Source organism: Sporichthyaceae bacterium (assembly GCA_036269075.1).
GTDB lineage: Bacteria > Actinomycetota > Actinomycetes > Sporichthyales > Sporichthyaceae > DASQPJ01.
Genome location: DATASX010000095.1, coordinates 1 through 11805, shown reverse-complemented (window position 1 = coordinate 11805; position 11805 = coordinate 1). Strand labels below are relative to the sequence as shown.

Annotated in this window: 10 protein-coding genes; 4 read left to right on the top strand and 6 right to left on the bottom strand. The window is 69.2% G+C overall.

The features are described 5' to 3' along the window. Window positions 1-33: 33 nt before the first annotated feature. Entirely contained in the window at window positions 34-1506 is a 1473-nt protein-coding gene (locus VHU88_17625; protein HEX3613513.1) for an aldehyde dehydrogenase family protein, read from the bottom strand. 237 nt (window positions 1507-1743) lie between these two features. Then, window positions 1744-2580 carry a carboxypeptidase-like regulatory domain-containing protein gene (locus VHU88_17620; protein ID HEX3613512.1) on the bottom strand — a complete coding sequence of 279 codons (837 nt, stop codon included), beginning with the start codon at window positions 2578-2580 and terminating at the stop codon, window positions 1744-1746. Between the two features lie 266 nt (window positions 2581-2846). Here VHU88_17620 and VHU88_17615 point away from each other — a divergent pair, with 266 nt between their 5' ends. Further along, on the top strand, window positions 2847-3644 hold the full coding sequence (locus VHU88_17615; protein ID HEX3613511.1) for a response regulator transcription factor: 798 nt from the start codon (window positions 2847-2849) through the stop codon (window positions 3642-3644). 35 nt (window positions 3645-3679) lie between these two features. Here the strand turns inward: VHU88_17615 and VHU88_17610 are convergent, their stop codons facing one another. After that, window positions 3680-4243, bottom strand: a complete 564-nt coding sequence (locus tag VHU88_17610; GenBank protein ID HEX3613510.1) for a helix-turn-helix domain-containing protein — start codon at window positions 4241-4243, stop codon at window positions 3680-3682. Between the two features lie 199 nt (window positions 4244-4442). On the opposite strand from VHU88_17610, the gene VHU88_17605 reads away from it, so the two are divergent. Beyond that, window positions 4443-6668 (top strand): MFS transporter, encoded by a 2226-nt coding sequence (locus VHU88_17605; protein HEX3613509.1) that lies wholly within the window; start codon window positions 4443-4445, stop codon window positions 6666-6668. Here VHU88_17605 and VHU88_17600 read toward each other — a convergent pair. Further along, on the bottom strand, window positions 6606-7235 hold the full coding sequence (locus tag VHU88_17600; protein ID HEX3613508.1) for a methyltransferase domain-containing protein: 630 nt from the start codon (window positions 7233-7235) through the stop codon (window positions 6606-6608). The two genes, VHU88_17605 and VHU88_17600, sit on opposite strands and share 63 nt — an antisense overlap. A gap of 43 nt (window positions 7236-7278) precedes the next feature. Here VHU88_17600 and VHU88_17595 point away from each other — a divergent pair, with 43 nt between their 5' ends. Further along, a complete protein-coding gene (locus tag VHU88_17595; protein ID HEX3613507.1) occupies window positions 7279-8493 on the top strand; it encodes a DUF445 domain-containing protein in 1215 nt (404 codons plus the stop codon). A 43-nt stretch (window positions 8494-8536) separates the two neighbouring features. Here VHU88_17595 and VHU88_17590 read toward each other — a convergent pair whose 3' ends face one another. Continuing rightward, the gene (locus VHU88_17590) at window positions 8537-9793 is read right to left on the bottom strand and encodes an MFS transporter (GenBank protein ID HEX3613506.1); all 1257 of its coding nucleotides are present in this window, start codon (window positions 9791-9793) and stop codon (window positions 8537-8539) included. Between the two features lie 10 nt (window positions 9794-9803). Further along, a complete protein-coding gene (locus VHU88_17585; protein ID HEX3613505.1) occupies window positions 9804-10121 on the bottom strand; it encodes a DUF3467 domain-containing protein in 318 nt (105 codons plus the stop codon). Window positions 10122-10629: 508 nt separating this feature from the next. Here VHU88_17585 and VHU88_17580 point away from each other — a divergent pair. Continuing rightward, the coding region (locus VHU88_17580) for an ABC transporter substrate-binding protein (GenBank protein ID HEX3613504.1) at window positions 10630-11805 on the top strand (1176 nt) is incomplete at its 3' end.

Below are 11805 nucleotides of genomic sequence, written 5' to 3'. Positions count from 1 at the left end.
TCCGGGGCCACTGACGATCGCCTCAGTTATGCGTCACTTCTTGAACATCAGGGTCTTGGTGTTGGTGAACTCGGCCAGACCCTCGGCCCCGTTCTCCACACCCACGCCCGACTCCTTGTGACCACCGAACGGCAGGTCGATGCCGTGGACGTGGATCTCGTTGACCCACACGGTGCCGGTCTCGATGCGCAGGGCAACCTCGTTCGCCAGCGGCTGCGGGCCCCACACCGAGCCACCGAGTCCGAAGCGGGTGTCGTTGGCCTTGGCCACGGCCTCGTCCACGTCGGAGTACTTGATCAGCGGGAGGATCGGGCCGAACGGCTCCTCCTGCACGATGCGGGAGTCGTGCGGGGGGTTGTCGACGACGGTCAGCGGGACGAAGTTGCCCGGGAGCGACTCGTCGATCTTGCCGCCGACCGGGACTTCGTAACCGTTCTTCTCGACGTCGGCGAACATGTCGATCAGCTTGCCGTACTGCATCTTGTTCTGGATCGGGCCGAAGTCGACGCCCTCCTCCAGACCGTTTCCGACCTTCTTCGACGCAGCGATCGCGACGAACTTGTCGCGGAAGGCGTCGTAGATCGAGTCGTGCACGTAGAGACGCTTGACTGCGATGCACCACTGGCCCGAGTTGCCGAACGAGGCCTCGAACAGGGTGTTGACGAGCTCGTCGGTGACCTCGGCGCCCGGCAGCACGATCGCCGGGTCGTTGCCACCGAGCTCCAGGGTGACGCGCTTGAGCGTGCCGGAGCTCGACGCCATGATCTTCTTGCCGGTGGCGGTGGAGCCGGTGAAGGAGATCTTGTCGACGTTCGGGTGCTCGGTCAGCTGCTGGCCGAGCTCGTTGGGGCCCGAGACGATGTTGAGCACGCCGGGCGGGAAGATCTCCTGGGCGATCTCACCGAAGCGCAGTGAGGTCAGCGGGGTGGTCGGGGCCGGCTTGAGCACCATCGTGTTGCCGGTGATCAGGCAGGGCGCGACCTTCCACAGGCCGAGCAGGACCGGGAAATTCCAGGGCAGGATCGCGCCGACGACACCCAGCGGGGTGTGGTGAACCTCGACCCAGTGCTCGTCGGTGTCCTCCATGACCTCGACCGGGAGCTTGCGCAGGCCGACCTCACGGACCCAGTACACCGCGGCACCGGTCTCGGCCTCGGCGCCGACGCGGCCGGGCGGGGCCTTGAGCGGCTTGCCCTGCTCGGTGGTCAGCAGGCGGGCCAGGTCGGCACTCTGCGCCTCGAGGGCGTCGGCGTACCGCTGGACGTAGGCCGAGCGCTCCTCCCACGACAGGGCGGACCAGGCGGGGAACGCGGCGCGGGCGGCGGCGACAGCCTCGTCCATCTGCTGGGCCGAGGCGGCGGGAGCCTGGGCGATGACCTCATCGGTGGCCGGGTTGACCACGTCGAAGGTGCTGGTTCCATCCACCAGTTTGCCGCCGATGGAGAGCTTGTAAGGACCGCTCCAGTCGATGATTCCGGCCTGGGAGCTGATAGCGACAGTTGTCACGAGGGGGTCCTCCTTGCGGCGCGGCGGTGCCGCCGTGCCGTCTTCCGATTAAGTGGGGACAGTTCCGCTGAGGCCGCAGTCGACAACGTGTGAGCCAACACACATTTGCACTTGCCAGGTCAGCAGAGGTTGCCAACACTACGCCGGGTATTCGGGCAGGCCAATGCGATGTGTGCCACGTAACGGACTGGCCCGATCGCGACGGAACGGCTGCCCCGTAAGGAGAAATCGACGGGTTCAGGACCCCGGGGAAAGGGTGATGTCGGCGACGAGTTCGCCGCGGTCGGCCTCGCTCGGGTTGGGCACGGTGAGCATCTGCGAGACCGCCGGGAGGCCCTCGGTGGAAACGCTGTAGTGCCCGTCGACCAGACCGCCGAACTCGAAACTGCCGTCCTCGGCGGTGAGTTGCTCGTGCAGGGCGATGCCGTCGGCGCCGAGCAGGCGGACCGGGGCCGCGGCCACCGGCTGACCGGACGGTGTGCGGACGACGCCGTGCACCCGGGCCACCGAGCCCAGTGCCAGGTCGCAGACCGCCGGGTCCTGCGGGCGGCGCACGGTCCGGACCCCGGGGGCCGTTCCCGGCCCGACGGCGATCAGCGTGAACGTGCCCTCGGCGGGGGCGGTGAGCCGGAACAGGCCGGCGGAGTCCGTGCGGCCGTGGGCGACCACGACCGCGCCCTCGTCGAGCAGAGTCACCAGGGCATTGCCCACCGGGGTGCCGTTGTTGCGGACCGTTCCGCGAAGTTCCGAGTCGGGGTACAGGGTGACGTTGAGCTCGACGCCGGCCGGCGGGACCTCGAGCACGGCCGCCTTCGGGGCGTGGTCCGGTGCGGTGACCGCGATCAGCAGTCGACCCAGCGGCACGGCGACGCGAACCTCGCGACCGGTCCCGCTGCGGGCGGCCGCCACCTGGTTGCCGTTCGGCTCGATGACGCAGACCGAGGCGCCGGTGATGGCCTCGCCGGAGGAGCTGCGGACCGCGATGACCAGCATGGCCGTCTCGGCCGCGCGCCCAGCGGTCGCGTCCGCCTCGACGGTGGGGGCAGCGGTGCCGTTCGACGTCGGGTTGGACATGGCGGTACCTCTTCCGTTCCGGTGCCCGGTCGGTCGCGTCGGACGCGTGACTTCCCAGGGGCGTCGGTGCCTCGGCAAGCACGCTACGCCGTTCCTCACGCCAGGTGTACGGTACCGTACTCAAGTTGCGACAAATTGTGAGTATTCGATCACGCATAGTGGTCAAGTGTTGGCTGCGAGTGCACGTCTCAAAAGCGTGAAGACCCCACAGGACTCTCACAACGACGGCACAGAGCCGGAACAGCGCATCGGCTGATGCTGTGGGCATGTCGATGTTGAACTCGTCTTCCGAACCGCTCATGACGCAGGCCGAGGCGTCCGTTCCGGCGCCCGCCCGCGGTACCTCGACCACCCCTGGTCCGCGGCGAGCCGATGGTTCGGCCGCCCGGGTGCTGGTCGTCGACGACGAGCCGAGCCTGTCCGAGTTGTTGATGCTCGCCCTGCGGTACGAGGGCTGGGAGATCCGCACGGCCGGCAACGGTGCGGACGCCCTGCGGATCGCCCGGGAGTTCCGGCCGGACGCGGTGGTGCTCGACATCATGCTTCCCGACCTCGACGGCATCGCGGTCCTGCGCCGCATGCGCGCCGAGATCGGCGATATCCCGACCTTGTTCCTGACCGCCAAGGACGCCGTGGCCGACCGCGTGGCCGGCCTGACCGCCGGTGGCGACGACTACGTGACCAAGCCGTTCAGCCTCGAGGAGGTCGTCGCCCGGCTGCGCAGCCTGGTCCGGCGCACCCTCGGCCCGGCCGCCCAGGAGGGCAACCGGTTGGTCGTCGGCGACCTGGTCCTCGACGAGGACAGCCACGAGGTTCGTCGCGGCGGCGAGACGATCGCGTTGACCGCCACCGAGTTCGAGCTGCTGCGCTACCTGATGCGCAATCCGAAGCGCGTGCTGTCCAAGGCCCAGATCCTGGACCGGGTGTGGCGCTACGACTTCGGCGGCCAGGCCAACGTCGTCGAGATCTACATCTGCTACCTGCGCAAGAAGATCGACGCCGGCCGCCCGCCGATGATCCACACCCTGCGCGGCGCCGGCTACGTGCTGAAGCCCGCCTCCTGACCCTACGTTGTCGGCCCTTGTGGTCGCGGCGGGGCTCAGCCGCCCGCGTTGCGCACGATCGAGGCCGCGACCTCGCGGGCGATGGCGAACACCTCGTCCTCGGGCATGCCCAGCCCCTCGGCGGAGATTGCCGCGGTGTGCAGGCAGATCAGTGCCATCCGCACCTGCATGCGTAGCTCCGGCGGGCTCGACTGGTCGACGACGGTGTCGGCCACCAGGTCGATCGACCGCTTGCCCTCGTTGCCGTGCAGACCGAGGTGCCGGACCAGGCGCTGGTTGGCGTGGATGAACCGGCCGATCATCAGGCCCTGCGTGCGGGCCAGGTCGGACCAGCGGGCCAGCAGTTCGGGCAGCTCCGGGGAGGTCGCCTGGGCCCAGGCCACCAGCTCGTCGACGGCGGTGAGGTAGCCACCGATCAACTCGCGGGCGATCTCCTCCTTGCTGATGAAGTGGTGGTACAGCGCTGCCTTGCTCACACCGAGCGCCTCGGCGACCTCGCGCATCGAGACCGCGTCGTAGCCCTCCCGGCTGAACAGGTCGAGCGCGACCGCGAGGGCGCGTTCGCGCGTACCCGTCGTCGGTTGAGGCGCCGTGCTCATCGCCCTACCGCCCGGTCCCCGAGCGGCCCGCGCGCCGTACTGGCGGTCATGCGGATCCTCCGAACGTCTCGAAATGGTTGTGCGCCAGTCGAGTGGCCGACATCGCGTTGAAACTTACCGACCGGTCAGTTAGCTTAGTCCTGTCGCACAGGTTGTGCCAGGGGGGCCACAGTTGTGCGCACGTCGGGAAGGAATCAGCATGGCGGCAGGGCAGTCACCGGCGGCGGTCGGGTCGGATTCGACTCGGGTCCGGGTGGTTGACGAGCACGGGTACGAGCAGCGGACCCATCGGGAAATCCTCCTGGTGATGTCTGGCCTGATGATCTCGATGCTCCTGGCGATGCTCGACAACATGATCGTCGCGCCCGCGCTGCCGACGATCGTCGGTGATCTCGGTGGGCTGCAGCACCTGGCCTGGGTGACCACGGCGTACATCCTCGGCACCACTGTCGCGACCCCGCTGTGGGGAAAGCTCGGCGACATGTTCAGCCGCAAGGCCATGTTCATGACGTCGATCGTGATCTTCCTGGTCGGCTCGGCGCTGAGCGGTGCGGCCCAGTCCATGAACCAGCTGATCGGGTTCCGGGCCCTGCAAGGCATCGGCGCCGGCGGTCTGTTGGTCGGGGTCATGGCGGTGCTCGGTGTGCTGATCCCGCCGCGCGAACGTGGCCGCTACATGGGCTACTTCATGGCGATCATGCCGGTCTCGATGATCGCCGGCCCGCTGGTCGGCGGGTGGATCACCGACAACGCCAGCTGGCGCTGGGCCTTCTACGTCAACGTCCCGATCGGCGGTGTCGCGCTGGTCGTGATCGCGGCGACGATGCACCTCCCGAAGCCGACCGCGGTGGACGTCCGCATCGACTGGGTGGGCGCCGCGCTGCTCACCGTCTGGATCAGCGCGCTGACCCTGATCACCAGCTGGGGCGGCACGCAGTACGCCTGGGGCTCCACGACGATCATCGGGCTGTTGGCGCTGACCCTCGTCGCCTTCGTGTTGTTCCTGCGGGTCGAGACCCGCGTGGCCCAGCCGATAATGCCGCTGGGTGTGTTCCGCAACCTCAACTTCACCTTGGCCGGGGTGATCAGCTTCATCGTCGGCTTCGGGATGTTCGGCGGCATGACGTTCCTGCCGCAGTACCAGCAGTACGTCCAGGGCGCATCGGCCACGAACTCCGGTCTGCTGCTGCTACCGATGATGGTCGGCGTCGTGATCAGCAGTCTGACGGCGGGTCAGGTTTCCACCCGGACCGGGCACTACCGCACGTTCCCGGTGCTCGGCACCGCGCTGATGACCGTTGGTCTGGCGCTGTTGGCCACGATGCACACCGACACCACCCGGACCGTCACCGGTGCCTTCATGTTCGTGACCGGGCTGGGCATGGGAATGTTGTTCCAGACCACGATGCTGGTCGCGCAGAACAGCGTGCAGCTCAAGGACATCGGCGCCGCCACGGCCGCCGCGACGTTCCTGCGCAGCATGGGCGGTTCGATCGGCGTGAGCATGCTGGGTTCGCTGTTCGCCGGCCGGATCACCGAGTCGATGCAGCATCAACTCGGTGGGAGCAGTCCGCTGGGTGGCACGGCGGTGCTGTCGCCGGACGTCGTGCGCCGGATGCCGCACGACGTGCTGGTCGCCTTTCAGAACGCGATCACCCACGGCGTGCGCGGTGTTTTCGGCTGGGCGGCGGTGATCTGCGCCCTCGGCGTCGTGACCGGGCTGTTCGTCAAGCAGGTGCCGCTGCGCGGCTCGAAGCCCGCGGAGGCACCGGCCGCGGCCACCGAGCGAGCGGTCGCGGCCCCGGCCGCACCGACGCTGGTGCCGGTGCCGGCCGAGACGGTCGTCGGGCGGGTCGTCGAACGCGACGGTTGGGCGGTGCCCGCGGCTGTGGCCACTCTGCTGGACCTGACGGGCAATCAGATCGGGGTGGCCGCGGCCGGCGAGGCGGGCGAGTTCGTCGTCGTCCCCGAGGTGGGGACGCGCCCCCAGACGCTTGTGGTCAGCGCGGTCGGCTTCGAGCCGGCGGTGCGTCAGGTCCTCGGCGGGCACTCGTTCGAGATCGTCCTGGACGCCCTGCCGCCCAGACTGTTCGGCCGGGTGCAGCCGATCGGCGAGGCCGACGCGCAGACAGCCGTGCTGACCGCGTTGGACCCCGAGGGCGTGCTGCTGGCCCGCACCGGTACCCGGTCCGGTGGGCGGTTCACGCTCGGCGGACTGCCGGACGGCCCGATCTCGCTGGTCGTGCAGGCCGCGGGCTTCGCCCCGTACGTCACCGAGGTGACTATCGGGACCGACGCCGCCGCCTGGCTCGACGTCACCCTGGTCGCGGACGGCTCCATCGGTCGGGCCCCGGTTCTCGGTTCACCCCGCCCGGCGAACGGCGAGGACGAAGAAGTGGTCGTTCCCGTCTTCGTACTCGAGTAGCTCCCAACCGGTGCGGGTCAGCGAGGCCCGCAGCGGCCCGGCCGACAACGCCTCGTCGTCGCGGATCTCGCGTCCGTGACGGGCGGCCAGTGCCCGGCGGGCGATCGGGTGGAACAGCACCAGGCGGCCCTGAGCACCGGTGACCCGGGCCAGTTCGACCAGGGCGGCCTCGGGGTCGGGCAGATGGTTCAGCAGTCCGGCGGCGAACAGCCCGCCGAGGGCGGCGTCGCGGATCGGCAGGTGCAAGGCGTCAGCGAGCAACGGGTGGGCCACCGTGGCCCGCCCGGTGCTGCGCGTCACCGCAAGCATCTCCGAGGTGACCTCGACGCCGAGCACGATCCCGTCCGGCCCGACCGCGGTCCGCAATGCCGGCAGTGCGCGCCCGGTACCGCAGCCGAGGTCGGCCACCACACACCCCGGCCGGTACCCGGCCCGCGTCACGGCGGCCTCGTAAACGGGGATGTCGTCGCCGAACTTGGTGTCCCAACCGGCGGCCCGCTCGGCGAAGAAGGAGCGGGTGGACCGCAACCTTTCCGAGTCATTGCCGGACCGTCGATCGCCGATCATGCACCGACCGTACTGTTGAGGGTTCAGTAGCACTGGAGGCACCGTGTTCGGCCACCTGCCGTCGTGGGCGATCTATCTGTCCATGCCGTTGGTGGCCGCGGTGATCGGGTACGTCACCAAGCTGGTGGCCGTCGAGATGATGTTCCGGCCCCTGGAGTTCCGCGGCATCCGGCCGTTCCTCGGCTGGCAGGGCGTGATCCCGCGGTTCGCCCCACGGATGGCCAACGTCGCCGTCGACCTCATGCTGTCCCGCCTGCTGACCACCACGGAATTGTTCGAGCGGATCGATGGTCGCGAACTGGCCGCGCAACTTCAGGACCCGATGCGGCGCACGATCGACGAGATGGTTCGCGACCTGATGTCGACCCATTCACCGGCGCTCTGGGAGCCGATGCCGGAGGTCGGCAAGCGGGCGGTGATCTGGTCGGTCCAGCGGCAGGCGCCGAAGATGATCGAGCGCTTGGTCGAGGACCTCAAGCGCGACCCGGAGTCGGTGATCGACCTGCGTGCGGTCGCGGTCGACGCGTTGACCCGCGACAAGGCTCTGCTCGTCTCGCTGATGCGACGGATGGGAAAGAACGAGTTCGCGTTCATCGTTCGGGTGGGGGCGCCGTTCGGACTTGTGCTCGGCGCGGTGCAGGCCGGGGTCTGGGCGCTGACGCACAGCACGTGGGTGGTTCCGGTTTTCGGTGGCCTGGTCGGGTTCTGCACGGACTGGGTGGCGCTGCAGTTGATCTTCCGGCCGATCCGCCCGCGTCGTATCCTCGGGCCGCTGGCCTGGCAGGGCATGTTCCACCGGCGGCGCAGCCAGGTGATCGCGGACTATGCCGAACTGCTGGCCGCCGAGATCCTCACCCCGACCAACCTGATCGGCGCGATGCTGGCCGGCCCGCAGTCCGACCGGCTGCTGGCCCTGATCGCTCGCGAGGTCGACAGCGCGCTCAGCTCGCAGGTGGGGCCGGCCAAGCCGCTGCTCGTGCTGGCCGTCGGCGGGCGGCGCTACCAGGAGATGCGGGCGCACATCGCGGCCTCGGCGCTCGAGCGGATGCGCGCCGATCTCGACTCGGTCGGCGACTACGCGATGGAGCAGCTCAACGTCCGCGGCACCATCGTGACCAAGATGAGCGCGATGACCGACGACGAGTACGAGGCACTGCTGCGCCCGGCCTTCAAGCAGGACGAGTGGAAGCTGATCACCGTCGGCGCAGTGCTGGGCTTCCTGATCGGTGAGCTCCAGGTGCACCTGCTCCTGACCTGACGCATCCCGAAACCCGACACAAGCTGACTCCGGGGGGTGAGCGTCAGTCGGGGCGACTCGCTGCGGCGTCGTAGTTCCGGAACGCGGGCACCGCCAGGGCCGCGAGCACCACCACCGAGCAGACCAGCCCGCCGCCGACCCAGGCGGCCTGAGTGCCGAACCAGTCCGCGGTGGCGCCGGCCCGGACGTCGCCCAGCCGCGGCCCGCCGGCCACCACCACGATGAACACCCCCTGCATCCGGCCGCGCATCTCATCCGGCGCGTAGGTCTGCAGCATCGTCTGCCGGTACACCGCCGAGACGAGGTCCGCCGCGCCTCCGACGGCCAGCAGCGCCACGGTCAGCCAGAGCCGGTCGGCCAGCCCGGACGCGGCCACCGCCAGGCCCCAGACGACGATCGCCACCACCAGCGCCCCGCCCTGCCGGCGCACCCGGCCGATCCAGCCCGAGGTCGCTCCGACGACGACCGCGCCGATCGCCAGTGAGGCGAACAGCCACCCGACGGCCGAACCACCGCCCAGTGTCTGGGCCCGGGCCGGGAACAGCGCGCGGGGCATCGCGATCACCATCGCCGCGATGTCGACCAGGAACGACATCAGCAGCACCGGACGGGTCGCGATGAACGCTAACCCGTCGATCACCGAGCGCAGCCCCGGGGCCTCGCGGATCTCGCCCGGCGGCAGCTTCGGCAATCGGATCGCCGCGTAGAGCGCGGCGGTGAACAGTAAGGCGTCGGCGGCGTACGCGGCTGTCACCGAGGAGTCGGCGATGAGAATGCCTGCCAGCAGCGGACCGCCCAACGTCGCCACGTTCGAGGTGGTGAAGCTCAGGGTGTTCGCGGCGGCCACCATCTCCTCGGGCAGCAACCGCGGCACGATCGCCCCACGGGTGGACGAGGCCACCGCGAATCCGGCCGACTGCAGTGCGACCAGAGCCAGCAGCACCCCGAGGTTGTCCAGCCCGGTCGCCGCCTGCGCGAACAGCCCCCCGGTGCTGGTCCAGAGCAGCAGTGACCCGAACAGCAAGAGCCGGCGGCGGTCGATGGCGTCGGCCACCGCTCCGCCCCACAGCCCGAAGACGATCAGCGGCACCAGGCCGGCCGCGCCGAGCATGCCGACCCAGAACGACGAGCCGGTCACGTCGTAGACCTGGACGGCAACGGCCACCGCGGTGATCTGGAAGCCCACGAACGCGATCGCGTTGCCGGCCCACAGCCGCCGGAACGCGACGTGACGCAGCGGCGAAATGTCGATGGCCGCCCGGCGCCAGCCCTGCGGCTCGGCCTTGGTCGCCGTGGTCATGCCGCGACCGTCATGCGGTGGGCGGCGGCATACGCTCGCCCGTCGCGTTCTCCCACGCGGTCAGTTCCTTCTCCAGGGCCCGCATGAGCTCCCACATCTGCCGCGGTGGCAGGCGGACCCGGGCGACGATCCGAGCCGGCGCGACTGCCACCTCGGTGCCGCTCTCGTCGATCTGCAGATACGGAGGCTGCCGCAGCACCGCGAAGTCCAACACGATCGTGTCCTGCGTGTGCCAGAGGTTGGCGAAGTCGGCGTGGAGCCCGACCTCGACCTCCGGCGACATCTCCACCTCGAAACGCTGGAGTGGCTGGCGGGGTTCCTCCGTCACGGATCCGAGGCTAGTCGGCCGGCGGCCCCGCCGCGGGCCTGCGTGGCTGTGTGACGCCTCAGACATCCACGCAGACAGCTCCTCAGGTCTGAGGGCAATTTCTCAGAAATCGCCCGAATCTCATACTCTTCTCATCTTTCGCCGACATATTGTGATCCGCCGATGAACGTGCGAGCCGTCACCAGCGTCGCGGTTCAACTCGTTCCTCGTCGGACAAGAACACCCCTCCGGATGGCGGCTGACCTGGGGTCGGTCGACGGTCGGACGGCGAAGTGAGACGGCAGGCGTGGCAGCGCAGCAGTAGTCGTCGAGCGTCGACCCGAAGCCACTGTCCGCAGGGCGCAACGTCCCGCTTCTCGGAGCCTCGTTCTAGCCCTCGGGTGCATCAGCGCATGTGCCCCCGGGAGTCAGATCGCCGAGGGGATTCGGGAGCCACGCGAACTCCTCGGCGTGGTTGCCGACCTGTGTCCAATTCGATCCGACGCTGGACTCGAAGGAGACGCTTACCTTGAGAATTAACTCCCGTGTCGTGAAGGCCGTCCCGGTCGTCGCGTCCGTCGCTCTAGTGCTCGCTGCTTGTGGCAGCAGCGGAAACTCGAACTCGGTGGCCCAGGCCCCGGCTGCTCCGGCCGCCGACGCCGCCGCCCCCGCTGCCGCGGCCCCGGCCGCTGCTGCTCCGGCCGCCGCCGCCCCGGCTGCCGCGGCCCCGGCTGCTGCTCCGGCTGCCGCCTCCACCACCACCGCTGCCGCCCCGGCCGCGGTCAAGGCCGCCCCGGCCGCGAAGTCGGCCACCAAGGCCACCAAGGCCGTCACCAAGGCGAACGCCGCTGCTCCCGCTGCGACCGCCGCCGACACCGCGAACAGTGGTGGCAACGACGTCAAGTCGACCGACTCCGCCGGCGACAAGGCCGCGAACCAGAAGGTCTACGACTCCAAGCAGGGCGCCACCGACATCGGTGTCACCAAGGACACCATCAAGCTCGGCACGATCAACATGCACGGCATGGCGCTGGGCAACGTCCTGGTGACCCCGCAGGTCCACGGTGACCTCGCGGCGATGCAGGCCATCAACGACCGCGGTGGCATCCTGGGCCGTCGCATGTCGATGACCGACTGCGACGACGGCCCCGGTGAGGTCGCGCGTGCCAAGGCCTGCATCAAGAAGCTGGTCGGCCAGGACCAGGTCTTCGGTCTGATCACCGGTGTGGACTGGGCGACCGCCTCGATCCATGACGACCTCAAGCAGTACCACCTGCCCTACTTCGGCGCCTGGGCCTACTCCCAGACCGAGTGGCAGGACCCGTTCATGTTCCCCACCCACATGTCGATGATCCACGAGGCCATGTCGGGTGCCCACTGGGCGGCCAACGTCATCAAGCCGAAGACCTACGGCCTGGTGTGCCTGACCAGCCCGGAGATGCAGCTGGCCTGCAACGCGGTGTCCCAGGTCATGGACGCCTCGGGTTCGAAGCTGGTGAAGCGCGCTGACGTCTCGATCTCGGAGACCTCGATGTCGGCCTACGTGCTGGCGATGCGAGCGGCCGCCCCGGAGCACATCATCCACTACGTGATCAACCCGGCCACGATGGCGAAGTTCATGGTCGAGGCCGCGCAGCAGGGTTACTACCCGCCCAAGGGCATCTCGGGTAACCACCTGGCTGCCGAGGTGCTGGGTTCGATCTTC

Excerpts from the sequence above, each read along its gene's own strand:
- VHU88_17620 (HEX3613512.1), bottom strand. The coding sequence starts at position 2,580 with ATGTCCAACCCGACGTCGAACGGCACCGCTGCCCCCACCGTCGAGGCG.
- VHU88_17615 (HEX3613511.1), top strand. The coding sequence starts at position 2,847 with ATGTCGATGTTGAACTCGTCTTCCGAACCGCTCATGACGCAGGCCGAG.
- VHU88_17610 (HEX3613510.1), bottom strand. The coding sequence starts at position 4,243 with ATGAGCACGGCGCCTCAACCGACGACGGGTACGCGCGAACGCGCCCTC.
- VHU88_17605 (HEX3613509.1), top strand. The coding sequence starts at position 4,443 with ATGGCGGCAGGGCAGTCACCGGCGGCGGTCGGGTCGGATTCGACTCGG.
- VHU88_17600 (HEX3613508.1), bottom strand. The coding sequence starts at position 7,235 with ATGATCGGCGATCGACGGTCCGGCAATGACTCGGAAAGGTTGCGGTCC.
- VHU88_17590 (HEX3613506.1), bottom strand. The coding sequence starts at position 9,793 with ATGACCACGGCGACCAAGGCCGAGCCGCAGGGCTGGCGCCGGGCGGCC.